This is a genomic window from Quadrisphaera sp. RL12-1S, assembly GCF_014270065.1.
GTDB lineage: Bacteria > Actinomycetota > Actinomycetes > Actinomycetales > Quadrisphaeraceae > Quadrisphaera.
This window is the reverse complement of record NZ_JACNME010000004.1, coordinates 67,252-90,774: the sequence shown is the minus strand read 5'-3', so window position 1 is coordinate 90,774 and position 23,523 is coordinate 67,252. Positions and strand designations below refer to the sequence as shown.

Below are 23,523 nucleotides of genomic sequence, written 5' to 3'. Positions count from 1 at the left end.
ATCCGTCGCAGTGGGGATCCCTCTCCGGTCAGGGCGCTGTCGTGATGGTCAGCCCGGCGTACATCGCAGTACCGAGGCCTGCAAGGCGCCCAGCAGAGTTCAGGCGTCTTCCACACCGTCAGCCACGCGCTTGCGCCAACGCTCTCGCTGGCCGGCGCTGGCCTTCAGGGCGGCCACGACCGCGGGCTCATCGTCCAGGGCCAGCGCCTGGACGACGTCGGCGGGGAGGTCGTCTTGAGCGGCGAGGTACCACCGCTGCATGCGGGTGCCTGATTGGGCCGCCCGGCGTGCCCGCTCGTGGTCGGATGGCTGACGGTCGCTGGGGGCGTCCTGACGCGCCACCGCCAGCTGCAGGCAGCAGGGGATCTCGATCTTCTTGCCGGGGAAGTCGACGGTCTTGGTCGGCGAGAAGTACAGGTCCACGCTGACCGCTGACCCCCGCCAGCTGCGCACACCGAGCTCATCTGCCCCACCGCCCACCAGCCCTTCGACGCCACCTGCGGTCAGGTGGGAGGCAACCTGGTCAGCCGCAGCCGCGACCACAGCATCTGAGCCGGTCGCGAAGATCGACACGTCGGCCGGGTCGATCGTCGAGCCGAGCCTCCAGGCCGGGTCGGGCTCGTAGGTCCACCAGCCGCCGTGGGTGTCGCGGCGCCACCCGGCGCGCTCGATGCCACTAGCCAACGAATCGCCGTCCTTGAGCAGTCCCCGATGGGCCGCCTCCTCGACGAGCTGCATCACACCGGTGGGCGGGGCGGGGTTGGTCAGAGGATGGGGGCTCTCGGGCACAGCGACCTCGTTCCTGTTCAGCGAGCAGGGGTGGTGGCCCCCCCGCTAGGGCCGGGTGCTCAACCACTTGCGCCGGTCGGCTCCAGCGCGGACGGCGCGAACCACGGTGGGGTCCTCGTCGCTCTCCAGCAGGGCGACCACGTCATTGGGCAGCGGCGCCTGAGCGGCTACGTGCCAGCGCTCCACCGAGGAGCCGTTCCGGGCCAGGTGGCGGGCTCGCTCGGGGTCTTCCTCGGTGTCGGTGACGTCGGGGCGCGACAGCCTCAGCCAGAGCGTGCCCGTGGGGGTCACCCCAGGGGCGAAGCTGCACTGCGAGGACCACGACGGCAGGAAGCTCACCACCACCGCCAGGTCCGGGCGCTCCCACAGCGCCTCGACCTGGTCGGTGTCCGGCACCGGGCCACGGGAGTCAGGGACGCCCAGGAGCGTGACGAGCCGGTCGGTGATCGCCTCTGCGGTGGTGGCGAGGGCGTCGTCGTCCTGGCCGCCGGCCTGGAGGTCCACCGACGTCGGGGTCAGCTGCGAGATGACGCCTGAGGCCGGTCCGGGCGGTGGGTCCCACTGCCCGCCGCGGCGCCCGCGGGTGTAGCGGCGTTCGATCAGCGCCGTCTCGATGGAGGTGGCGCTGGCAAGGAGTCCGTCATCGACGGCGGCTCGGCCTAGGTCGACGCAGTCCTCGACGTGCTGAGACCAGTCGGAGCCCGGTGTCCCAGAGGCAGGGTCGTCAGCGGAGGCCACCACGACGATGATCGTCGGGGTGTCGCCGTGGTGGGGTCAAGGGCCTCCAGTGCACCGGGCGGTCTGCGGTGGCGGCTGCGCCGACGGCCCCGAGGACCGTCCGTGACCAACCGATTGCCATGTGCGGGCCGGACCGACGAATAACCGCGATCGTGTGTCGTTCGCCGACCTCTACCCGGACGCCCTCACCCCTACCGCGAGATGTGATGGCTGGCGGCGCGGCCCGTCTCAGCCGGGATCCTGAACCGGTCATCGGCACGCTGACCACCCTGCCCGCCCCAAGGCCTAGTCCGGTGCGACCTCCATGAGCAGGTTTTCCGCCATCGCGCGACGTGCTAGCCCGAGCAGCTGCTCGAGCATTTCTCCCGTCTGGCTTCCAGGTTCAATCTGCAGCAGAGCCCGCTGCACCTCAGCCGCGATCCACTCAATTTCGTCAGGCGTTTGGCACCAGGGCCGGCCAGCTGGATCCCAGCGGGACAGCATCGGCAACTCACTCGCGACGGGGTGGAAGGCCAGGAAGTGCGTCAGCTCTTCCTCATCGTCGAGGGAGTCCACTGGCGGGGCGTAGGTCCTGCTTCGGATTTCAGACCTCGTCCGCCGATTGTTGGGCTTCTTGTGGTGGCGACGGGGGTCTCGTGGGGAGTCTTTGACAAGCCAGACGGTCATTCCCATGGCGTGGGCCTCCGCCGGTAGTCGCTGCGGCTGGACGGCGACCGCATGGTTCACCCCGGCTCAACAGCTCGGTTCAGGCGATCTTGTCGACGACGCTTCGCCGTGTCCACCTTCGGTGAGTGGCTTCACCCTGCGGTCGTGCCTCGCGGAGGGACCGCCACCCGGACGCCCCGGCGGCCCGGAGCCGTCCCAACTCGCGGCGCCTTCGCCCGTTCCTCGTGGAGGGCAGGGTTAGGGCAAAGGCAGCCAGGGCCGTAGCGGTGCGAGTTCTTGGAGATGCCGCTCGTCCCATATGACTGTCGACAGGGCGGCGTGCCACCTTTCAGCGAGGTCCGAACGTCGACACCGCTCGGCGACGACGGAACTCACCTCGGGGCGTTCATGGAGCAGCTCCTCGAGGGGGCCAGCGCCGACGTAGATGGGGTCTGCGTCGTCGGCTGAGAGCAGGTCCTCCAGCAGGTCGACGACATCGGCGGCGCTCCACCTCTGAGATGCCTCGTCGACGGCTTCGACAGCCCAAAAGTCGGCATCCTCGTCGGCGGTGTTGTCCGCCGACGAAGCAGGCTGGGACCCGGGGGCGTCTGTACGGGCGGTGAGGCGCCGGTTGTTCCGCCAGTAGGCCTCGACCAAGCGGGTCCGCTCGACGTCCATGCCCGGACGCTAGCCAACCTGTCCGAGCCGTCTCACCGAGGACCGCTGACCGCCCGCCTTGGCGCACAGCGCGGCGCCCCGGCGCTCGGGACCGTCGTCCGTCGCAGATCGGATCGCTACCCGTGCGCACTCGGGCCCCTTCAAGTCCATGCGATCGGCGCCGAGCCCGTCAGGCAGGGACTCCGTCAGCACAGGCGCTTCATGACGCCTGCCCTCGGCGTTGGGGACATCGAGGGCAGCTTTTGCAGCCGTTCAGGTGGCCGTAGAACTGGCTAGCGCGAGATCACGCGGTACAGCGCGGGATAGGGGGTGATGTGGTGACGCGAGGCTGCTGCGGGGGTGGAGACCGGGGCGACGCGGCGGTCGCCGGTTGCAGCGCGCCACGCTTCCTCGCTGTCCCAGTAGGCGATGTTGACCAGTTGGAACGTCGCCGTGGAGTCGATGGCGCGATGCAGGACCGTGCCGCCGAACCCGGGAGCGCTTCGAAGGTCGTGGGTGTTCTCCTCCCAGCGCTCGACGAAGGCGTCGACCGCGTCGGTGGGAATGGAGAAGGGGTTGATGAGGATGAGGGGGTCGTTCACGGAGGTCTGTCCTTTCGGGAACTGCGTCGAGCTGCAGGGATGGGTCACCGGTCGGGGCCGGCTCAGCATCCGGGGGCGTGAGTGGGGTCGTCGGGGTCGGTGATGAGACGGCCACGCCCTCAGGCGGTCTGCTCAACGGGGTTGACGGCACCTTCGGGCGGGCCGTCGTCGGTGAGCAGGAAGTCCCCCTTGCCGTCCAGGGCGATGGCGAGCTCGGTGGAGCGGGGAAGCATCCCGGCTTCGTAGGCGCGCACAGCGTCGTCGATGGTCTGCTCGCGGACGAGGGCCAGCGCCAGCTCGCAGGCGTCGAGCATGGCGAGGTTGACTCCGACGCCGACCGGTGGGACCAGGTGGGCGGCATCGCCGATCAGCGTCACCGATGCGCAGTGCTCCCACGCGTGGGGAGCGGGCAGCACGAACAAGGGGCGGTCGACGTACTCGCCGTCGTTGTCGGTGACGAACCTCAGCACGTCGTCTGACCAGCCGGCGTACTCCTGGAGCAGGTGAGCGCGGATGCCCGCCGTGTCTGATGCGGTCAGGCCGTGCTTGGTCATCCAGTCCAGGGGTCGTCGGCGCACGAGGTACACGCGCATGTGGCCGCCGCTGTTGCGCTGGGCCCACATGGCGCCGTCGGCGTCGTTGACGACGGCGCTGCCCTGGCCGACGAAGGCGGCCAGGGCAGCGTGCTCGGTCTCCATGTCGTCGAACCACGCTTCGAGGAAGTTGACGCCGGAGTAGATGGCCTTGGCCTGCGAGACGGCGGCGCGGACCTTGGAGTGGGCGCCGTCAGCACCGATGACCAGATCGGCCTCGGTGCTGCTGCCGTCTCGGAACTCGATCGTTCGCGGTCCGCTGGAGGGGCCGGTGATCGAGGCGACCCCGCGTCCCCACTGCACCGTGCCCGGTGAGAGTGAACGCAGCAGGAGGGAGCGCAGCTGCCCTCGGTCGATCTCCGGGGCGCTGGTCTCACTCTCCGCGGGAACGTGCTGGCCCAGGAGGCGGCCATCGGTGCTGAGCTGACGCATCTCCTGCCCCTCCAGACGCGCATGCTGGAAGAACTCCGTCAGCAGGCCGGCCTCGCGCAGCGCGAGCTGGCCGTCGTCTTCGTGCAGGTCCAGGGACCCGCCCTGGTTGCGGGCGTGCTCGTCGGCGTCGCGGTCGTAGACCGTCACGGTGATGCCGTTGCGCTGCAGGATGCGCGCGCACGTCAGCCCACCAGGGCCTGCTCCGATGATCGCGATCCGCTTGCCGCTCAGGCTCGCTGCTGTCATGTCCCGCTCCGTCTCCGTTGGTGCTGCCGACTGGGAGAAGTAGAGCAGAACGGTTCTGACTTTGCAACGAGTACGATCTCAGACCTGTCCTGTAAGGTGTTCGTGTGGCGATGACGGCTTCGACGAAGGCTGACGCTTCCGGGCCGGGACGGCGGGAGCGCAAGAAGGCTCAGACGCGGGCGACGATCGCGACAGCAGCGCTGGAGCTCTTCCTGGCGCGCGGCTTCGACGACGTCGGCATCCGTGAGGTCGCCGAGCGGGCCGATGTCGCGGTCGCGACCGTCTTCGCCCACTTCGAGAGCAAGGAGGCCCTCGTCTTCGATGAGGACGACGACGTCATCGCCTCGCTCCTGGCTGCGGTCACCGATCGCGCGGAGGGCACGAGCCCGCTGAGCGCTTTGCGGGAGTGGTTCTTGGGCAGGGACGACGTCCAGCAGCGCAGGCAGTCCGCCGAGTTCGCCCAGTTCCGGGCGCTGGTCGACTCCACCCCGGCGTTGCACAGCTACTGGCAGAGCTCGTGGCGGCGTCACCAGCCAGCACTTGCTGCAGCCCTCGTGGAGTCGACCTCGATGGAGGGGCAGGAGGCAGAGCTCCTCGCCACGTTCGTCATCGAGGGGTTCTTGCTGGCCTCCGATCATCAGGACACCGCAGAGCGACTCGAGGTGATGTTCCGCGCGCTTCGATGCGGGGTGAGGGACAGCTGAGCAGATGCCTGCGCGACCTTCCCCGACGATGCCGCGGCAGGTCGCAGCAGGGGACCGCTGACCGCCCGCCCCGGTGCACCTCGCGGCTTCGTGACGCCCGGAGCCCCGGTCCGTCGCAGATGGGATCCTCGTCCGGACGCTGGACGCGGACCGTGCGACGCCAACCCGAGGCCACGCGGGCCGACGGCGGTGCACATCTCATGCGGCCGCCCGCGGGGCGGAGGTCAGCAGCGTCTTGACCGCGAAGTACGTCAGCAGCGCTGCGGTGCTCAGCCGATGGGCCAGCATCCACCGAGGACGACGCCGCAGGGTGGCAGCCAGGCGCGCAGCGCCCAGCACGATCAGAGCGTTGACGCTCAGGGCGACCACGATCTGCACCGCCCCCAGCTGCAGCAGCTGCTGGTGAGCAGACCCCTGGCCGGGGTGCACGAACTGCGGCAGCAGCGCCGCGTACATCAGCGCGATCTTCGGGTTGAGCAGGTTGGTCACCAGACCCATCACCACCAACCGCGCGGCGGTGTGCTGGCGGGCAGGACAGCCCTGGCCGCCCGGGACGGTCGCGAGGCCCCCGCCGGAGCGCACCGCCTGGAGCGCCAGCCAACCCAGGTACACCGCGCCAGCGGTCTTGACCACTTCGAAGGCCACCGGCACCGCCTGGAAGAGCCCGGCCAAGCCGGCGACGGTGGCCACCAGGTAGGCCGCGAACCCCAGCCCGACTCCGAGCAGCCCCCACGCCCCGGCGCGGCGGCCCTGGGCCAGGGTCCGCGAGAGCAGGAACACCATGTTGGGTCCCGGGCTGAGCACCACGCCCAAGGCGACGAGTGCGACCCCGGCGGCCGCGGCGGTGCTGATCACGTCGTCATCCGGGAAGGGCAGCAGGAGCCGGTGGTGCGGGTCATGTGATCACGTTGCTGTAATGCCCTTGTGCATCTCAACCCTTACGGGCAGTACGCGGTGCTGCTGGCGGCCTCCCTGGCCAATGACTGGCCCTCTACCCGTGAGGAGCTGGTCGCTCGCACCCGCGAGCACGGCATGACAATGCCCTTCCCGCCCGCGCCGGGTGATCTTGAGGCGACCCGAGCGGTGCTGGACCGGTGGCTGGCGGTCGTGGACGCGGAGGACGACGACGAGCGCGCCCGGCTGCTGAACGCCCAGATGGCGGCGGTGACGGCTTACCCGCGCCTGACCGACCACCACGGGGAGGGGTGGCACCTGCACTACCGCGACCCCGACCAGCCGCTGCCTGCGGTGCTCGCGGCGGTGATCAGCGTGGGGACCGCGTTGCACCTGACGACCCGAGGGATGGGACGGCTCGGGCGCTGCGCTGCGGGGCCGGCGGTGGGAGATGGGTGCGTCAACGTCGTCGTCGACGTGAGCCGGAACGGGCGGCAGCGGTACTGCTCGGTGCGGTGCGCCAACCGCTCAGCGGTCAGGCGACACCGAGCACGGATGTGATCAGCTGCGGGCTTCAGCTGGCGATGTGTCGCAAGACGACCGCTCACCGGACGGTCGTCGGGCCACCGCGGCCGACGTCGTCACGCCTAGTGCTCGAGTCTCAGTCGCCCTGTTCGGTGATCCGTCTCACACGGGCGCGGCGAACGAACCTCGACGGACCGCTCCCTCGACGTCCCCCGCCCACCGCGACAGCGCCGTGGGCGGCCCGGCTGCCAGCTGGCAGCCCCGCCCAGCACGAGGCGTCTACCTCACGCCCCTAACACCTGCCACTCAGACCGGGGTCGTTGGCCAGAACCCGGTACCGCAGGTACCGTGTACTTCTCGTACCGCACAGGTGGTCCATCGACGAGGAGGTCGGCGTGCTCTCAGGGCGCGACGTGGTGTTCGTGGACGGTGTGCGCACACCGTTCGGCAGGGCCGGCGAGAAGGGGATGTACGCGCAGACCCGCGCCGACGACATGGTCGTCCGGCTGCTGCGCGAGGTCCTGCGCCGCAACCCCTCGCTCCCGCCGGAGCGCATCGACGAGGTGGCCATCGCGGCCACCACCCAGGAGGGCGACCAGGGCCTCACCCTCGGCCGCAGCGCCGGCATGCTCGCCGGCCTGCCGCAGTCGGTGCCCGGGTTCGCCATCGACAGGATGTGCGCCGGCGCCATGACGGCGGTGACGACGACGGCGTCGGGCATCGCGGCCGGCGCCTACGACGCGGTGCTGGCCGGCGGCGTCGAGCACATGGGCCGCCACCCGCTCGGCGCGAACTTCGCCCCGAACCCGCGCTTCGTCGCGGACCGGATCGTCGACGGCGACGCCCTGGTCATGGGCCGCACCGCGGAGAACATCCACGACCGGTACCCGCAGCTGACCCGCGAGCGCGCCGACGCGTTCGCCGCGGGCAGCCAGGCCAAGCTCGCCGCCGCCTACGAGCGCGGCGACGTCCAGCCCGACCTCGTGCCGATGGCCACCCGCCACGCCCAGAAGGGGTGGGGCCTGGCGACGGCGGACGAGCCGCCGCGCCCAGGCACCACCGTGGAGCAGCTGGCCGGGCTGAAGACCCCGTTCCGCCCGCACGGCCGCGTGACCGCCGGCAACGCCGCGGGCCTCAACGACGGCGCCACGATGTGCCTGCTCGCCTCCGGCGAGACCGCGGCCGAGCTGGGCCTGTCAGTGGCGATGCGGATGGCCGGCTTCGCCTTCGCCGGGGTGGACCCGGCGGTCATGGGCATCGGGCCCGTGCCCGCCACGGAGAAGCTGCTGGCCAAGACCGGCCTGACCATCGACGACATCGGCCTGTTCGAGCTCAACGAGGCCTTCGCCGTGCAGGTGCTGGCCTTCACCGACCACTTCGGCATCGCCGACGACGACGAGCGCGTCAACCCGTGGGGCGGCGCCATAGCCGTCGGCCACCCGCTGGCCAGCTCCGGCGTGCGGCTCATGACCCAGCTGGCCCGGCAGTTCGCCCAGCGCCCCGACGTCCGCTACGGCCTCACCGCGATGTGCGTGGGCCTGGGCCAGGGCGGCGCGGTGCTGTGGGAGAACCCCCACTTCGACGGATCGGCCGACGGAGCGAAGGAGCAGGCGGCATGAGCGCGCAGACCGTGCGTCCCGAGGACCTCGTCGACCCCAGCGGGTCCGAGCGCGTCACCTTCTTCCCGTGGCAGGAGGTGCCGCTCGCGGCCCTCCGCCCGGGCCTGGAGGGCTCGCTCGCGCTCATCACGATGGACAACTCCCCGGACGACCCCGAGGATCACCGCCGCCCGACCACGCTCGGCCCCGCGGGCCTGCTGCAGCTGCGGGACACCCTCGACGCCGTCGAGGCCCGGGTGCGCGAGGGTGCGGTGAAGGCGGTGGCGATCACCGGCAAGCCGTTCGTCTTCGCCGTCGGCGCCGACCTCAAGGACGTCGCCCGCATCAGCTCCCCCGGCGAGGCCCGCGCCGTCGCCAAGCACGGTCACGACCAGCTGCGCCGCCTGGGCGAGCTCGGCGTGCCGTCGTTCGCGTTCGTCGGCGGCCCCGCCATGGGCGGCGGCCTGGAGGTGGCGCTGCACTGCACGTACCGCACGGCGTCGTCCGTGGCGCGCGGGCTGGCGCTGCCCGAGGTCGCCCTCGGCTTGGTGCCGGGCTGGGGCGGCACGCACCTGCTGCCCGCGCTCATCGGCATCGAGAAGGCCGTGCAGGTGGTCATCGCCAACCCCGCCTCGCACAAGACCCTCACCGCGCAGCAGGCCCTGGAGCTGGGCGTCGTGGACGTGGTCCTCGACTCCCCCGACTTCCTCGAGGAGTCCCTGCGGTGGGCGGCGCGCGTGGTGGACGGCGACGTCGTCGTCGACCGTGCCGAGGTCAGCCGCGACCAGCGGCTCTGGGACGGCGTGCTCGCCGCCACCCGAGCCGCCGTGGACGCCAAGCTCCACGGGGCGGCTCCGGCGCCGTACCGGGCGCTGGACCTGCTGGCCCGCGCTCGCACCGACGTGGGCGAGCAGGGACGGGAGGCGGCGTTCGCCGCCGAGGACGACGCCCTCGCCGAGCTGATCATGACCGATGAGTTCCGCTCCGGCGTCTACTCCTTCGACCTCGTGCAGCGCCGGGCGAAGAAGCCCGCGGGGGCGCCCAACCCGAAGCTCGCGCGGCCGGTCGGCAAGGTCGGCGTGGTGGGCGCCGGCCTCATGGCCAGCCAGCTGGCGCTGGTGTTCGCGCGGCAGCTCAAGGTGCCCGTCGTCCTCACCGACCTCGACGAGGCCCGCGTGGCCAAGGGCGTGGCGTGGGTGCACGGCGAGATCGCCAAGCTCCGCGAGAAGGGGCGCCTGTCCGACGGCGCGGCGCAGCGGCTCACGGCGAACGTCACCGGCACTACCGACACGGCGGCGGCGTTCGGTGACGCCGACCTCGTCATCGAGGCGGTGTTCGAGGAGCTGGCCGTCAAGCAGGACGTGTTCCGGGCCGTGGAGCAGGTGGTCGGGGAGGACTGCGTGCTCATGACCAACACGTCCTCGCTGTCGGTGACGGCGATGGCCCGAGCGCTGGAGCACCCGGAGCGCTTGGTCGGGTTCCACTTCTTCAACCCCGTGGCCGTCATGCCGCTGGTGGAGGTCGTGCGGACCACCGGCGAGACGCCGACGGACGACGTCACCCTCGCCACCGCCTTCGCGGTGGGCAAGGGGCTGCGCAAGAGCTGCGTGCTCGTGCAGGACGCCCCGGCGTTCGTGGTGAACCGGCTGCTCACGCGGTTCATGAGCGAGGCCAGCGTCGTCGTCGACGAGGGCACACCGGTGGAGGTGGCCGAGGCGGCGCTGGACTCCCTGGGCCTGCCGATGAGCAACTTCGAGCTGCTGGGCCTCGTGGGTCCGGCGGTGGCGCTGCACGTGGCCGAGTCGCTGCACGCGGCGTTCCCGGAGCGCTTCCCCGTCTCGGCCAACCTGGGGCGGATCGTCGAGGCCGGGCTGCCCGGCGTCTACGAGAAGGGCACGCGCACGCTGACCCCGGCCGCCCAGGAGCTGCTGGTGCTCGGGGACAGCCCCTCCACGCAGGAGCAGGTGCGCGACCGCGTGCTGGAGGCCCTCGCGGACGAGGCGCGCCGGATGCTCGACGAGGGCGTGGTCTCCGACCCGCGCGACATCGACCTGTGCCTGCAGCTGGGCGCGGGCTGGCCGGCGCACCTGGGCGGCATCCTGCCGCTGCTGGACCGCGCCGGGGTGTCCGAGCGCGTCACGGGACAGCGGTTCCTCCCCCGCGGCGTCGCCTCCGTCCCCGCGTGAGGCTCGGGGCTGCCCGGAACACCCGTTCCGGGCAGCCCCCTCCCGCACTCCCGGCCTGGCGAGGGGCATGCTGGCGCCGTGGCTGAGGACTTCAACACGCGCGTCATCCGGGAGTTCCGCGAGAACGAGGGTCGCGTCGGCCCGCCCTTCGAGGGGGCGCCGATGATCCTCGTGCACCACCGGGGCCGGCGCTCCGGCTCCGAGCACGTCGCCCCGCTGGTGTTCCAGCAGGTGGGCGGGGCCTTCGCGGTGTTCGCCTCCAAGGCCGGCGCCCCGACCCACCCCGAGTGGTACGCCAACCTCCTGGCCTCCCCCGACACCACCGCCGAGGTCGGCGCCGAGCACGGCGGCCGCGAGGTGGCCGTGCACGCGCGCGAGCTGCACGGCGAGGAGCGCGACGCCGTGTGGGAGGAGCAGAAGCGCCGCTCCCCCGGCTTCGCCGAGTACGAGGTCAAGGCCGCCCCGCGGGTCATCCCCGTGGTGCTGCTCGAGCCCCGCTGACCCGGCTGACCCACCCGTGACCAGGCGCTTCACGCAGGTCGACGTCTTCACCCGCGAGCTGACCCGCGGCAACGCGGTCGCCGTCGTCCACGACGCGGACGGGCTCGACGACGACGCCCTGCGCGCGTTCGCCCGCTGGACCCAGCTGTCCGAGACGACGTTCCTGCTGCCCCCCACGCCGCAGGGCGCGGCGGACGGCGCCGACTACCGGCTGCGGATCTTCACCCCGGGCCGGGAGCTGCCGTTCGCCGGACACCCGACGCTGGGGTCCGCCCGTGCGTGGCTGGAGGCCGGCGGTGTCCCCCAGCGCGACGGCGTGGTGGTGCAGGAGTGCGGGGCGGGGCTGGTCACGGTCCGCCGCTCGCTCGACGACGACGACCGGGAGGTGCTCGCCTTCGAGGCGCCGCCCCTGGTGCGCAGAGGCCCCGTCGACCCGGCCGACCTCGTGGCGGCCGCGTCGTCCGTGGGCCTGCGCGCCGGTGACGTGCTGGACGCGGCCTGGGTGGACAACGGGCCCGGCTGGGTGGCCCTGCTGCTGGAGGACGCGCACGCCGTGCTCGCCGCCAGCACCCGTGGTGCGGGCCAGGACGGTCCCTCCGACATCGGCCTGGTCGGGGCCCACCCCGGCGGGACCGGCCCGGACGGGGCGGCCGTGGAGGTGCGCGCCTTCGCCAGGGAGGACGGCGCCTGGTGGGAGGACCCCGTCACCGGCAGCCTCAACGCCGGGGTGGGCCAGTGGCTCACCTCCGGGGAGGCGACGGTCCGCCTGCCCGACAGGTACACCGCCTCCCAGGGGACGGCGCTGGGCCGGCGCGGCCGGGTGCACGTGGCCCGCGAGGGCGAGCGGGTGTGGGTCGGCGGCGCGACGGTGGTGGGGGTCAGCGGCTCCGTGACCCTGTGACGGGGACGGGGACGGGGACGGGGACGGGGACTGTCGCGGCGCCGGCGTCACCGTCGTCGTCGCTCCAGAGCGCAGCCCGGTCCCTGCCGGCGCGCTTGGCGCGGTAGAGCGCGGCGTCCGCGGCGCGGTACAGCCCCTCGACCTCGCTGGCGTGCTGCGGGAAGTGGGCCGCCCCCGCGCTGACGGTCAGGCCGATCTCGCGCCCGTCGGGCAGGACCAGCGGGGTGGACCGCACGAGCACCACCAGCTCGCGGGCCACCTGGGCCGCGGTGGCGGCCGAACAGCCGGGCAGCAGGGCCGCCAGCTCGTCGCCGCCCAGGCGGCAGACCACCGCACCCGGGCCGCACGCCTGCCGCAGGAGGTGCCCCACGTGGGTGATGGCCGCGTCACCGACCGGGTGGCCCCAGGTGTCGTTGACGGTCTTGAACCTGTCGAGGTCGATGATGACCAGGGCGTTGCCGCGCGCGGCGGCCGACCCGCCCAGGGCCGAGCGGACGGCGTCGTCCAGCACGCGGCGGGTGACCAGCCCGGTGAGCGGGTCGACCGCGGCCTGCTGCTCGAGCTCGGACACCAGGGCCTCGGTGCGCACCTGGCCGCGCGAGACCAGCCAGGTCACCAGCACCACGAAGGCGGCCACGTTGACGCCGTCCACCAGAGCCCGCTCCGGCGGCAGCAGCGAGACCACCACCACCGCCAGGCCGGTCACGCTCGCGGCGGCGGTGGTCCAGGCCCCCCGGACGGGGAGCTGGGCGGCGGCCAGCAGCGGTGGCACGAGCAGGAAGACCAGGCCGGTGGCGGTGGCGTCACGGGTGACGAGGTCCGCCACCACGATGAACACCACCGAGGACAGGAGCACCGCGGCCCACCAACGCCCTCCGGGCGTCCAGCCGCGCAGGCAGGCGAGGGCCCCCGCGCCGCAGCCCAGCCCGGCGGCCCCCACCACCACGAGGCCGGCGACGTGGTCGGCGACGGGCACGGCCGTGAGGAGCATGAGCACGGCGCAGGCGAAGAGGGCAGCACTCATCCACCGAGCGGCCTCAGCGGGCCGACGCGGGGTGAAGGCGTGCACCCTCCGGTCCTCGGCAGCGGGGTGGTCGTCCTTGAGGGCTCCGGCTGTGTGACGCTCGTCTCCATGATCCTCCCCTCCTCCCCCGCGGTCGCGCTGGTCACCTGCTCCGAGGTGCCCGATCTCGACGACGAGGGACAGCTCCTGCTGTCCGCCCTGCGCGCCCGCGGCGCCGACGCGCAGCCCGTGGTCTGGGACGACGACGCGCGCTGGGACCGCGTCGACCTCGCGGTGGTGAGGTCCACCTGGGACTACGCCCCGCGCCGGGCGGAGTTCCTCGCCTGGGCGGCGCGCACGGCGTCCGCCACCGCTCTGCTCAACCCGCTGCCGCTGCTGGAGTGGTCCACCGACAAGCACTACCTCCTCGACCTGGAGGCGGCCGGGCTGCCGGTGGTCCCCAGCGCGTTCGTCGAGGTGGGCGCCGCGGCCGAGCACCCCTTCCTCGGGGTCGAGCACGTGGTGAAGCCCGCGGTCTCCGCCGGCTCCCGCGACACGCTGCGGCTCGGCGCCCACGAGGCGGACCGCTCGCGCGCCCACGTGCGGGCCGTGCAGGCCGGTGGGCGCTCGGTGCTCGTGCAGCCGTACCTGGCCGCCGTGGACGAGGTCGGGGAGACGGCGCTGGTCTTCCTCGACGGCCGCCTCAGCCACGCGATGCGCAAGGGCGCGCTGCTGCCGGCGGGCGGCGGGCTGGTGGAGGGGCTGTTCGCGCAGGAGGAGATGGCGCCGCGGGAGCCGTCAGCGGCCGAGGCCGAGCTCGGGCGGGCGGTGGTGGCCGAGGCGACCCGGCGCGCCCGGGCCGCGGGGGCACCGGCCCCGCTGTACGCCCGGGTGGACCTGCTGCTGGACGACGACGGCCTCCCGCGCGTGCTGGAGCTGGAGCTGGTGGAGCCCTCGCTCTTCCTCGACCACGCGCCCGGCGCGGCCGAACGCCTCGCGGACGCGGTGCTGGCCCGGCTCAGCCGCTGACCGGGACGCCCGTTCCGGCGCCGGGAAGGCCAGAACGCCTGTTCCGGAACGCGCGTCCCGCTAGCGTCGTCGTCGTGACCTCGGCGACGGGACCGGCTGCTGAGCTGGCGGCGCGGCGGGCCGCGCTCGTGGCGGCCCTGTGGCGCGTGGCGGTCCGCGACGGGCTCGACGCGGTGAGCGCCAGGTCCGTCGCCGCCGAGGCGGGGAGCTCCCTCGGGGCGGTGACCCGCGTCTTCGCCACGCAGGACGAGCTGCACGCCGCGGCGCTGCGGCGCGCGGTGGTGGTGGTCCGCCAGCGGGTGGCCGAGGCGCCCGTCACCGGGGACGCCGTCGGTGACGCGCTGGCCCAGCTGGCGCAGGTGGTGCCCCTCAGCGACGCCGACCGGCCCGAGGTCGCGGTCTGCTACGCCTACCTCGCCCGCAGCGCCACGGCCACCGCCTCGCCCGCGCTGCGCCGCGCGGCGGACGCCGTCGACGCGGGGCTGCGCGGGCTGTGCCACCGCGTGGTGAGCGCCCTGTCCCCGGCGGGTCTCGCGTTCGCCGAGCGGACCCGCCGCGCCGCCGAGCTCCACGCCCTCGTGGACGGGCTGGCCTTCGGGCTGGTCACCTGGCCGCACCGCCGCTCCGCGGGCGCGGCGCAGGCGCTGCTGCGGGGGCGGCTGGACCAGCTGACCCGGGCCTGACGCGCGCCCGACCAGCGCCGACGCGCGCGGGGTGGCCCCGCGGGTGGGCACCGACCACCATGGCGGTGTGGCCGGAGGTCTCCTGCACCAGCTCTGGAGGGACCTGCGCGGCGACCCCGCCGACCTCCGCACCGTCCGCGTCGGCGGCACCACGGGCCTGGTGAGCCCGCTGCCGGTGGAGGCGCTGGCGGTGGCCGCGGCCACCGTGCACCGGCTGGCCGCCGTCGGACCGTCGGGCGCGGCGCTGGAGGCGGGCGCAGCTCCCCCGGGAGACGGGCAGCTGGCGGTCGACGCCCGCCACGTCGCCGCTGACTTCGCCAGCGAGGCGCTGCTGCGCCTGGACGGCGTCCCGGCCGCCGGTGGGTTCGCCCCGCTGTCGCGCTTCTTCCCCACCGCGGACAGCTGGGTGCGCGTCCACGCCAACTACCCGCACCACCGGGCGTCGTTGCTGGCCGCGCTGGGCGTGGACGGGGCGGCGCAGACCTCGGACGGGAAGGCCGAGGCCGCGGTGCGCGCGGCGCTGCTGGAGCGGCAGTCGCTCGAGGTGGAGGAGCTGGTGGTGGCCCGGGGCGGTGTGGTGGCCGCCGTGCGCACCCCGCACGAGTGGGCGGCCTCCCCCCAGGGGGCGGCGCTGGCGGACGCGCCGCTGGTGGACCTGCGGCGCGTGGTGCTCCCCGGCGGTTCCCGGACCGCGTCCGCGTCCGCGTCTCCGTCCCCGTCCGTGCGGCGGGCGCCGGGGATCAGGGGCGCTCGCGTGCTGGACCTCACGAGGGTCATCGCCGGTCCCACAGGCACCCGGGCGCTGGCGGCGTGGGGGGCCGACGTGCTCCGGCTCGACCCGCCGCACCTGCCGGAGGCGCGCGCGTCACTGCTGGAGACCGGCTCCGGCAAGCGCTGGGCGGAGCTGGACGTCACCTCCGGTGACGGTCGGCGGCGCCTGGAGGAGCTGCTCAGCGGCGCGGACGTGCTTGTGCACGGGTACCGGCCGGGGGCGCTGGACCGGGTGGGCCTGGGCGAGGAGGACCTGGCCGAGCGGCACCCGCACCTCGTGGTGGCGTCCCTGTCGGCGTGGGGTCGGCGCGGGCCCTGGGCGCAGCGCCGCGGCTTCGACTCGGTGGTCCAGGCCGCCACCGGCATCGCCGTGATGACCGGCGGGGCCGACGGCTCCCCCGGCGCCCTGCCCGTGCAGGCCCTGGACCACGCCGCGGGGCACCTGCTCGCGGCCGCCGTGATGCGCGGCCTGGCGCTGCGCCGGGCCGCCTCCGCCTCCGGCGCCGCCGCGTCCTGGCACGCGCACGTGTCGCTGGCGGGGCTGGCCCGCTGGCTGCTGTCCCAGCAGGTGTCCTCCCAGCTCCCGCCCAGCGAGGGCCTGCGCCCCTCCGACCTGGAGCGCTACCTCGTGGAGCTGCCCTCTCCGGCCGGCTCCGTGACGGTGGTCCGGCCGCTGGGCGCGCCCGTGTGGCAGGCCGGCCTCACCCCGTCGGACCCGGTCTGGGCCTGACCCTGCGGCCTCGTCCTGGCGCTGCGGCGGTGCTGCTCAGCGACCGGGCAGGGCCGCGGGCAGAGCGGCGAACGCCTCCTGGCAGGCCGCCCCGACGGCGGGCGGCAGCGGCGCACCGAACGGCGTGACCACCAGCCGGTCCCGCCGGCTGCCCGCGCGCGCCCACGTGCCCGCGGCGCGGCCGTCGACCACCACCACCGGCTTGAACATCCCGTTGCCCCCGGGCACCACGAGCGCCTCGTCCTCCCGCGCCAGCGTGGCGGTGCGGTCGGCGTACCCGAGCACCAGCTCGTCGAACGCCGCGGTGAGCAGCACGCCGCGGGTGGCGTCGCGGACCGCGTCGAGGTCACCCACGAGGTCGGCCAGCTCGGGGCCGCCGAGCAGCGTGCGGCCCTCGCAGGTCACGGCCACCAGGCGCCCGGCGGCGTGCACCGCGGCGACGGCCCGGCCCGCCGCCCCGGCGGTCTGGTGGGTCCACCGCACGAGGTCGGCGACGGAGGCGGGTCCGTGGCCCGCGAGGTAGCGGGCGGCGAGGTCGGCGAGCAGCGCCTCCTCGGGCTCGTCCTCGCGGCGGGCGCCGTCGGGCAGCCAGGCGTCGGCCAGCACCACCAGCTGGTCGGTGCCCCGCAGGGGCCCCAGCACCAGCTCCCCGCAGGTGGCCAGGTGGTTGAGGAGGCGGTAGGTGGTGGACGTGCCCGGCTCGAACCCAGCGGCGGTCCACGCGCGGCCCAGCTCCTCGCGGCTGGCGGGACCGGCGGCGAGCAGCTCGCGCGCCACGGCCAGGGCGCGCTCGAAGGCCGCCTCGTCCAGGCCCGCGTCGCGCATGCGCTTGGCCGCCGCCTGGACGGCGCGCGGCCCGAGCAGGCGCGTCACCCAGCCGGCGTCGGCCGCGGTGAGCAGGTGCAGGGTGCCGCGCATCGGCCAGGTGCGCACGAGGCGGCCGTCGTCGAGGGCGGCGCGCACGGCCGCGGCGTCGCGGACCGGGGTGCGGCTGGCGACGGCGACGTGCGCGGCGGGCAGGTCCTGCGCCTGCACCGCCAGGAGGTGCGCCACCGCGGCCGCCGGGTCCGCCGGCACCTCCAGCGAGGGGTGGGCCACGAGCCGCTGGGACACCAGGCGCAGCCGCGCGACGTCGTCGGCGGTGAGGTCCGCCACGGCGGTGGGGGTGGCGTCAGGCACGGCTGGGCTCCCCCTGGCGGCGCAGGTCGTCGTCGTCGCCAGCGGCGAACTGGGTGGCGTGCAGCTCGGCGTACCGGCCGCCCAGCGCGAGCAGCTCGGGGTGCGTGCCCCGCTCGACGACGCGGCCGTGCTCCACCACGAGGATGAGGTCCGCCGAGCGCACCGTGGAGAGCCGGTGGGCGATGACCAGGGCGGTCCGGCCCGCGAGCGCCTCGGACAGCGCCGCCTGCACGGCGGCCTCGGAGGTGGAGTCGAGGTGGGCGGTGGCCTCGTCGAGGACGACGACGCGGGGCGAGGCCAGCAGCAGGCGGGCGATGGTCAGGCGCTGGCGCTCGCCGCCGGAGAGGCGGTAGCCGCGCTCGCCGACCACGGTGTCCAGGCCGTCGGGCAGCTCCTCGACCACGGTGCGCAGGCGGGCGCGGTCCAGGGCGTCCCAGAGCTGGGCGTCGGTGGCCCCGGGGGCGGCGAGCTGGAGGTTGGTGCGCAGGGACTCGTGGAAGAGGTGCCCGTCCTGGGTGACCACGCCGACGGCCGAGCGCAGGTCGGCGAAGGAGAGGTCGCGCACGTCCACCCCGCCCAGGCGGACGGCCCCGGTGTCGACGTCGTACAGGCGCGGCAGCAGCGACGCGGTGGTGGACTTCCCCGCCCCGGACGAGCCGACGAGCGCTACCACCTGGCCGGGCTCGGCGCGGAAGGAGACGCCGTGGAGCACCTGCGTGCCGCCGCGGGGGTCGAGCACGGCGACGTCCTCCAGGGACGCCAGCGAGACCTGCTCGGCGGAGGGGTAGGAGAAGCAGACCCGGTCGAGCTCCACCGCGAGCGGCCCGTCGGGCAGGGGCACCGGGTCGGGCCGTTCGCGCACCAGCGGTTCGAGGTCGAGCACCTCGAAGACCCGCTCGAAGCTGACCAGGGCCTGCATGACGTCGAGGCGGGCGCTCGCCAGGGCCGTCAGGGGCGCGTAGAGGCGGGTGAGCAGCAGCGCCAGGCTCACCACGGTGCCCGCCTCCAGGGTGCCGCGCAGCGCGAGGAAGCCCCCCAGCCCGTAGACGAGCGCGAGGGCCAGGGCGGAGACCAGCACGAGGGCGGTGACGAAGGAGAAGGAGACGACGGCGGTGCGCACGCCGATGTCGCGGACGCGCTCGGCGCGCGCGGCGTACTCGGCGGACTCGCGGGCCGGGTCTCCCATGAGCTTGACCAGGGTGGCGCCGGCGGCGGAGAACCGCTCGGTGGTCTGGTCGGTCATGGCGGCGTTGTGCCCGGCGGCCTCGCGCTGCAGGCCCGCCAGGCGCCGCCCCACCCGGCGGGCGGGGATGAGGAACAGCGGCAGGAGCACCAGCGCGAGCACGGTGATCGGCCAGCTCAGCGCCAGCATGACGCCGAGGGTGAGCAGGAGGGTCACCGTGTTGGAGACGACGCCGACGAGGGTGTCGCTGAAGGCGCGCTGGGCGCCGAGCACGTCGGAGTTGAGCCGGCTCACCAGGGCCCCGGTGCGGGTGCGGGTGAAGAAGGCGACCGGCTGGCGCTGCACGTGGTCGTAGACGGTGGTGCGCAGGTCCAGGATGACCGACTCCCCCAGCGTGGAGGACAGCCAGCGGCTGAGCATGCTGGTGCCCGCCTCGAGGACGGCGATGACGGCGATGAGCACCGCCAGGCCCACCACCACCGAGGACGCCTCGCGCTCGGTGATGGCCTGCACCACCCGCCCCGCCAGCAGGGGCGTGGCCACCGTCAGCGCGGCCTGCACCACCCCGACCAGCAGGAACCAGCCGATCCGCGCCCGGTGCGGCCGGGCGAACTCCAGGACGCGCCGCAGGGTGGCGCGGGAGAAGGGCCGCTGGTCCTGCTGGCCGTAGGCGGTCTTGTACAGGACGCCCCAGGCGGTGCCCTCGATGCTCACGCCGTCATGATGCCGCTCACCTCTGACGCTCCCGGGCGGCGCGGCGCCGGCCCGCGGTGGCGGCGAACAGCAGGAGGAACACCGCCCAGCTGCCGAGGCTGAGGAACAGCTGCGTGCGCGTGTCCGCGTTGAAGCCCATCGCCACGAGGATGGCCACGATGGCGGCGATCGCGACGATCGTCAGCACTGGGAACAGCCACATCCTCACCACCAGCCACTCCGGGTCGGTGCGCCGGCGCAGCACCAGCTGGCTCACGGCGATGAGCAGGTAGACGAAGAGGATCACCGCGCCGGAGGAGTTCAGCAGGAACAGGAAGACGCCCTCGGGGTCGATGGCCGCCGCGACGACGCACAGGAAGCCGACCACCGTGGACGTGAGGATGGCCGCCCGCGGCACGCCGCTGGGGCCGAGGCGCACCAGCGCCTTCGGCGCCTCGTGGCGGTCGGCCAGCACGAAGAGCATCCGCGAGGCGGTGTAGAGGCCGGAGTTCAGGCAGCTCAGCACGGCGGTGAGCACCACGAGGTTCATCACCAGCGGCGCGTACGGGATGCCCATCTGGCCCAGCGCAGCGGCGTACGGGGAGGCCCGCAGCTCCTCGGAGTCCCACGGGACGATGCACACCAGCAGGAAGATCGACCCCACGAAGAAGATCGCCACGCGCACCACCACGCTGCGGGTGGCCCGGGCGACGGCCTTGACCGGGTCCTTCGACTCCGCGGCCGCGATCGTCGCGATCTCCGCCCCCACCATCGAGAAGACGACGACGACGATCGAGCTGAAGACCGCCCCGACCCCGTGGGGGAAGAAGCCCGTGGGTCCCTGCGCGCCGGTGGTGAGGCCGGAGAAGTCCGTCGACGCCCCGGGCCACGCGCCGAGGACGAACAGGCCTCCCAGCAGGAGGAACAGCACGATCGCCGCCACCTTGATGCCGGCGAACCAGTACTCGAACTCCCCGAACGAGCGCACCGAGACCAGGTTGGTCACGGTCATGAGCACCATGAGCACGAGCGAGATGAGCCAGAGGGGCAGGGCGGGGGCGTACAGCTGGATGATCCGCGCTCCCGCCACGGCCTCGAAGCCGACGACGATGACCCAGAAGTACCAGTAGAGCCACGCCGTGGAGAAGCCCGCCCAGTTCCCCAGCGCGGAGCGGGCGTAGTCGCTGAACGAGCCCGTGCCGGGGTTGGCCGTGGCCATCTCCCCCAGCATCCGCATCACGAGGATCACCAGCACGCCGGTGAGGGCGTAGGTGAGGAACGCCCCCGGCCCGGTGGTGCGGATCACCTCGCCGGAGCCCACGAACAGGCCCGCCCCGATGACGCCGCCGATGGCGATCATCGTGAGGTGCCGCTGGCTCAGGCCCTTCTGCAGGCCCGGACCCGAGGGACCCCCTGCGGCCGCTGACTGGTCGTCGGTGCGTGTCGACATCGTCACGTCCTTCCTCGAGCGGTCTGACCGAGCCCCACAGCAGGAGCGTGACCCGGCGCGGTGGGGCCGCCCCCCGGCGCCAGCGCCCCGGGTGCCCAGGGTGCTCCTGTCGGGCGCCGAGCGCCCGGGGGGCGAGGCGCCGTCATGACCGGCTCGTCCCGCTCGACCCGCTCGACCGGGCGGGGAAGGTGGCCAGGACGCTGTGCCGACGGGAGTAGGCGAAGTAGAAGACGTAGCCGACCGCCATCCACACCAGGAACCTCAGCCACGTCTCGAGCGTGAGGTTGAGCATGAGGTAGAGGCAGGCGACCACCGACAGCGCCGCCACCACCCCCACCGCGGGCACGCGGAAGGAGCGCTGCAGGTCGGGGCGGGTGCGGCGCAGCACGACCACGCCCACCGAGACGAGGACGAAGGCGAACAGCGTGCCGATGTTCACCAGCAGGCTCAGCTCGGACAGCGGGACGAGGGCTGCGAGCAGGGCGATGACCGTCCCCGTGATGACCGTGATGCGCACCGGGGTGCCGGTGCGCGGGTCGGTGCGGGCCAGCGACCGCGGCAGCAGCCCGTCGCGGGCCATCGCGAAGGCGACGCGGGTCTGGCCGATGATGAGGATCATCGTGACGGCGACGAGGCCGAGGCAGGCGCCGACCGCCACCACCGAGCCCATCCAGCCGACTCCGATGGCGGTGAAGGCGGTCGCCAGCGGCGCGCCGTCGGCGGGGTCGATCTCGGTGTAGGGCCGCACGCCCGTGATGACCAGCGACACCGCGACGTACAGCACGGTCACCACGGCGAGGGAGCCGAGGATGCCGATGGGCACGTCCCGCTGGGGCCGGCGGGTCTCCTCGGCGGTGGTGGCCACCACGTCGAAGCCGATGAAGGCGAAGAACACCAGGGCTGCGGCCGCGACCACACCGCCCACCCCGAACACCGACGGCTCCAGGCCGAACAGCGTCTGCACGAGCGGCGTCAGCAGCACGCCCTCCTCACCCCCGCCGGAGGTGGCGGCGCCCTGCGCCGGCGGGACGAACGGCGACCAGTTGGCCGTGGAGACGTAGGAGGCCCCGACCACGACGACCAGCAGCACCACGCCCACCTTGACGGCGGTGAGCACCTGGTTGAGGCGGCTGGAGAGCCTGATGCCGGTGGCGATGACCGCCGTGAGCGCCAGCACGAGCAGCGCGGCGGGCAGGTCGACCAGACCGTCCTCGCGGCTGGAGACGGCCGCGGGCAGCGTGATGCCGACCTGCCCGAGCACCACCTGCAGGTAGGCGGAGAACGACGTCGAGACCGCGGCCGCGCCCACCACGAACTCCAGGACCAGGTCCCACCCGATGGTCCAGGCCACCAGCTCTCCGAGGGTGGCGAAGGAGAACGTGTAGGCGCTGCCGGCCACCGGGACGGTGCTGGCGAACTCGGCGTAGCAGACCGCCGCCAGCGCGCAGGCCACGGCGGCGATGACGAACGACAGCGCCACGGCCGGTCCGGCGCTCGAGGCAGCGGCCTGGCCGGTGAGCACGAAGATGCCGGCCCCGACGCTCACGCCCACGCCGAACACGACGAGGTCGAGCGCCCCGAGGCCCTTCTTGAGGGCGTGCTCCGGCTCCTCGGTGTCGGCGATCGACGCCTCGACGGACTTGGTGCGCCACAGACTCACGGCCCGCGATCCTGGTCCCCCTGGCGCTGGCCCGCCAACCGGGAGACACGGGGCCCCCGACAGCACCCCGGCAGCACCCCGGCAGGGTCACGGCGGGTCGCCGAGGGTGACCCGGCGCTCGGGCAGCCCCCCGTGCGCGCGCACAGCCCCCCGGACGGCCCTCTCGCCGGGGGCGGCCCGGGCGGCGGTGGCTACGGTCGCCAGGTGCTCCCCGACCCCGCAGCGACCGCCGACGGCGGCCCGGCGCCCGTGGCCCCCGGTGACGCGGCGGCGGCTCAGCAGCTGCGCCTGCGCCAGGCGCTGCTGGAGGTGTGCGTGCTCGACGACGTCGACCTGCTGCCCACCGCGGACGGTCTGCGCCTGACCGGTCCCCGCGGACCGCGCGACCTCTCGGCACGCGCCGGCGCCGTGGTGCTCGGCGACCGCGCCCCCAACGACCCTGACACCCGTCCGCGCCTGCGCAGCTGGCTGCGGGCCCACGCCGCCGTGGACCGCCGGGCGCTGCACGGCTGCCTGCGCCCGCTGGCGCTGCCCCGTGGCGCGGCGCTGCACCCCGGGCCGGCCTGGGTGCGGGCGAGCGTCCTCGGCGGCGCTCTCGACGTGGGTCTGGGGCTGGTGGGCGCCGTCCCGGGTGAGGCGGACCCGGTGCCGCTGTGGCCGGACCTGCTGGAGCGCCTCGACGTCGAGGCTGCCGCCGCGGGTGAGCGACCCTTCGACGCGGACGGCGCCTGGCGCTCCGCCGCGGCCCACCTGGAGGCGGCCGGCCGCGCGGCGGCGCAGCACGTGGAGCGCGAGCTGCGCGGCCGGGTGGTCGAGCACGAGGCCCGGCAGGACCCGGACCGCGGCCCCGCGCAGGCCGTGACGGTGGTGGAGCCCACCGACGGCTGCGACGCGCTGACGCTGCTGGCGTCGGCGCCGCTGCGGCGGTGGCTGGCCGAGGCGGACGGCACCGGGCTGCGCGTGGTGGCGGTCCCCTCGCGGGACCGCGGCTGGACCGACCTCGCCCGCATCGACGCCGACTTCGTCACCGCCGCCTGGGCGGCCACGGACCCCGACCGCCGGGGGCTGTCGCGACCGGCGCTGGTGACGCGCGACGAGGTGGCGCTGGCCCCGCGCTGGGTCCGCTAGGGC

The 23,523-nt window shown here is 74.1% G+C and carries 22 protein-coding genes; 10 read left to right on the top strand and 12 right to left on the bottom strand.

From position 1 onward, the window contains the following. Positions 1-99 precede the first annotated feature (99 nt). The 6 genes from H7K62_RS08975 to H7K62_RS08950 form a co-directional block, all read right to left on the bottom strand. The gene (locus H7K62_RS08975) at positions 100-789 is read right to left on the bottom strand and encodes a hypothetical protein (RefSeq protein ID WP_186717620.1); all 690 of its coding nucleotides are present in this window, start codon (positions 787-789) and stop codon (positions 100-102) included. A gap of 45 nt (positions 790-834) precedes the next feature. After that, entirely contained in the window at positions 835-1,527 is a 693-nt protein-coding gene (locus tag H7K62_RS08970) for a hypothetical protein (RefSeq protein ID WP_186717619.1), read from the bottom strand. A gap of 285 nt (positions 1,528-1,812) precedes the next feature. After that, positions 1,813-2,082 (bottom strand): hypothetical protein, encoded by a 270-nt coding sequence (locus H7K62_RS08965; RefSeq protein WP_186717618.1) that lies wholly within the window; start codon positions 2,080-2,082, stop codon positions 1,813-1,815. A gap of 348 nt (positions 2,083-2,430) precedes the next feature. Beyond that, positions 2,431-2,850, bottom strand: a complete 420-nt coding sequence (locus tag H7K62_RS08960) for a hypothetical protein (protein WP_109775242.1) — start codon at positions 2,848-2,850, stop codon at positions 2,431-2,433. A gap of 272 nt (positions 2,851-3,122) precedes the next feature. Then, positions 3,123-3,431, bottom strand: a complete 309-nt coding sequence (locus H7K62_RS08955) for an antibiotic biosynthesis monooxygenase family protein (protein WP_186717617.1) — start codon at positions 3,429-3,431, stop codon at positions 3,123-3,125. 119 nt (positions 3,432-3,550) lie between these two features. Continuing rightward, positions 3,551-4,702, bottom strand: a complete 1,152-nt coding sequence (locus H7K62_RS08950; protein ID WP_186717616.1) for an FAD-dependent oxidoreductase — start codon at positions 4,700-4,702, stop codon at positions 3,551-3,553. Positions 4,703-4,812: 110 nt separating this feature from the next. Between H7K62_RS08950 and H7K62_RS08945 the strand changes: the two genes are divergently transcribed. Then, positions 4,813-5,406, top strand: coding sequence for a TetR/AcrR family transcriptional regulator (locus H7K62_RS08945; protein ID WP_255479997.1), 594 nt, complete (start codon positions 4,813-4,815; stop codon positions 5,404-5,406). Positions 5,407-5,604: 198 nt separating this feature from the next. Here the strand turns inward: H7K62_RS08945 and H7K62_RS08940 are convergent, their stop codons facing one another. Next, positions 5,605-6,261, bottom strand: a complete 657-nt coding sequence (locus tag H7K62_RS08940; protein ID WP_186717614.1) for a LysE family translocator — start codon at positions 6,259-6,261, stop codon at positions 5,605-5,607. A 69-nt stretch (positions 6,262-6,330) separates the two neighbouring features. Here H7K62_RS08940 and H7K62_RS23740 point away from each other — a divergent pair, with 69 nt between their 5' ends. The 5 genes from H7K62_RS23740 (at position 6,331) to H7K62_RS08915 (ending at position 12,011) form a co-directional block, all read left to right on the top strand. Then, positions 6,331-6,861: a CGNR zinc finger domain-containing protein gene (locus H7K62_RS23740; protein WP_186717613.1), complete on the top strand. Its 531-nt coding sequence runs from the start codon at positions 6,331-6,333 to the stop codon at positions 6,859-6,861. Positions 6,862-7,220: 359 nt separating this feature from the next. Beyond that, positions 7,221-8,444 carry a thiolase family protein gene (locus H7K62_RS08930; RefSeq protein ID WP_370591686.1) on the top strand — a complete coding sequence of 408 codons (1,224 nt, stop codon included), beginning with the start codon at positions 7,221-7,223 and terminating at the stop codon, positions 8,442-8,444. After that, complete coding sequence (locus H7K62_RS08925; RefSeq protein WP_186717612.1) at positions 8,441-10,609, top strand: 3-hydroxyacyl-CoA dehydrogenase NAD-binding domain-containing protein; 2,169 nt, start codon at positions 8,441-8,443, stop codon at positions 10,607-10,609. Before H7K62_RS08930 ends, H7K62_RS08925 begins: the two co-directional genes overlap by 4 nt. A 78-nt stretch (positions 10,610-10,687) precedes the next feature. Then, on the top strand, positions 10,688-11,110 hold the full coding sequence (locus H7K62_RS08920) for a nitroreductase/quinone reductase family protein (RefSeq protein WP_186717611.1): 423 nt from the start codon (positions 10,688-10,690) through the stop codon (positions 11,108-11,110). A 16-nt stretch (positions 11,111-11,126) separates the two neighbouring features. Then, entirely contained in the window at positions 11,127-12,011 is an 885-nt protein-coding gene (locus tag H7K62_RS08915) for a PhzF family phenazine biosynthesis protein (protein WP_186717610.1), read from the top strand. On the opposite strand, the gene H7K62_RS08910 is transcribed toward H7K62_RS08915, so the two are convergent. Further along, entirely contained in the window at positions 11,989-13,035 is a 1,047-nt protein-coding gene (locus H7K62_RS08910; protein ID WP_186717609.1) for a GGDEF domain-containing protein, read from the bottom strand. The genes H7K62_RS08915 and H7K62_RS08910 overlap by 23 nt on opposite strands. Before the next feature lie 108 nt (positions 13,036-13,143). Here H7K62_RS08910 and H7K62_RS08905 point away from each other — a divergent pair, with 108 nt between their 5' ends. From H7K62_RS08905 to H7K62_RS08895, 3 genes are all read left to right on the top strand, one after another. Further along, positions 13,144-14,043, top strand: coding sequence for an ATP-grasp domain-containing protein (locus tag H7K62_RS08905; protein WP_186717608.1), 900 nt, complete (start codon positions 13,144-13,146; stop codon positions 14,041-14,043). A gap of 74 nt (positions 14,044-14,117) precedes the next feature. Beyond that, positions 14,118-14,726 (top strand): TetR/AcrR family transcriptional regulator, encoded by a 609-nt coding sequence (locus H7K62_RS23735; RefSeq protein WP_186717607.1) that lies wholly within the window; start codon positions 14,118-14,120, stop codon positions 14,724-14,726. 67 nt (positions 14,727-14,793) lie between these two features. Then, positions 14,794-16,227, top strand: a complete 1,434-nt coding sequence (locus H7K62_RS08895; protein ID WP_186717606.1) for a CoA transferase — start codon at positions 14,794-14,796, stop codon at positions 16,225-16,227. 36 nt (positions 16,228-16,263) lie between these two features. Here H7K62_RS08895 and H7K62_RS08890 read toward each other — a convergent pair whose 3' ends face one another. The 4 genes from H7K62_RS08890 to H7K62_RS08875 form a co-directional block, all read right to left on the bottom strand. Then, on the bottom strand, positions 16,264-17,406 hold the full coding sequence (locus H7K62_RS08890) for a winged helix DNA-binding domain-containing protein (RefSeq protein ID WP_186717605.1): 1,143 nt from the start codon (positions 17,404-17,406) through the stop codon (positions 16,264-16,266). Next, positions 17,399-19,303: an ABC transporter ATP-binding protein gene (locus H7K62_RS08885; protein WP_186717604.1), complete on the bottom strand. Its 1,905-nt coding sequence runs from the start codon at positions 19,301-19,303 to the stop codon at positions 17,399-17,401. Before H7K62_RS08885 ends, H7K62_RS08890 begins: the two co-directional genes overlap by 8 nt. Before the next feature lie 16 nt (positions 19,304-19,319). Beyond that, positions 19,320-20,732: an amino acid permease gene (locus H7K62_RS08880; RefSeq protein ID WP_186717603.1), complete on the bottom strand. Its 1,413-nt coding sequence runs from the start codon at positions 20,730-20,732 to the stop codon at positions 19,320-19,322. Positions 20,733-20,874: 142 nt separating this feature from the next. Continuing rightward, positions 20,875-22,392 (bottom strand): amino acid permease, encoded by a 1,518-nt coding sequence (locus H7K62_RS08875; protein ID WP_186717602.1) that lies wholly within the window; start codon positions 22,390-22,392, stop codon positions 20,875-20,877. Between the two features lie 204 nt (positions 22,393-22,596). Here H7K62_RS08875 and H7K62_RS08870 point away from each other — a divergent pair, with 204 nt between their 5' ends. Beyond that, a complete protein-coding gene (locus tag H7K62_RS08870; RefSeq protein ID WP_186717601.1) occupies positions 22,597-23,520 on the top strand; it encodes a hypothetical protein in 924 nt (307 codons plus the stop codon). Positions 23,521-23,523 lie beyond the last annotated feature (3 nt).

Excerpts from the sequence above, each read along its gene's own strand:
- H7K62_RS08960 (WP_109775242.1), bottom strand. The coding sequence starts at position 2,850 with ATGGACGTCGAGCGGACCCGCTTGGTCGAGGCCTACTGGCGGAACAAC.
- H7K62_RS08880 (WP_186717603.1), bottom strand. The coding sequence starts at position 20,732 with ATGTCGACACGCACCGACGACCAGTCAGCGGCCGCAGGGGGTCCCTCG.
- H7K62_RS08905 (WP_186717608.1), top strand. The coding sequence starts at position 13,144 with ATGATCCTCCCCTCCTCCCCCGCGGTCGCGCTGGTCACCTGCTCCGAG.
- H7K62_RS08945 (WP_255479997.1), top strand. The coding sequence starts at position 4,813 with ATGACGGCTTCGACGAAGGCTGACGCTTCCGGGCCGGGACGGCGGGAG.
- H7K62_RS08925 (WP_186717612.1), top strand. The coding sequence starts at position 8,441 with ATGAGCGCGCAGACCGTGCGTCCCGAGGACCTCGTCGACCCCAGCGGG.
- H7K62_RS08910 (WP_186717609.1), bottom strand. The coding sequence starts at position 13,035 with ATGAGTGCTGCCCTCTTCGCCTGCGCCGTGCTCATGCTCCTCACGGCC.
- H7K62_RS08950 (WP_186717616.1), bottom strand. The coding sequence starts at position 4,702 with ATGACAGCAGCGAGCCTGAGCGGCAAGCGGATCGCGATCATCGGAGCA.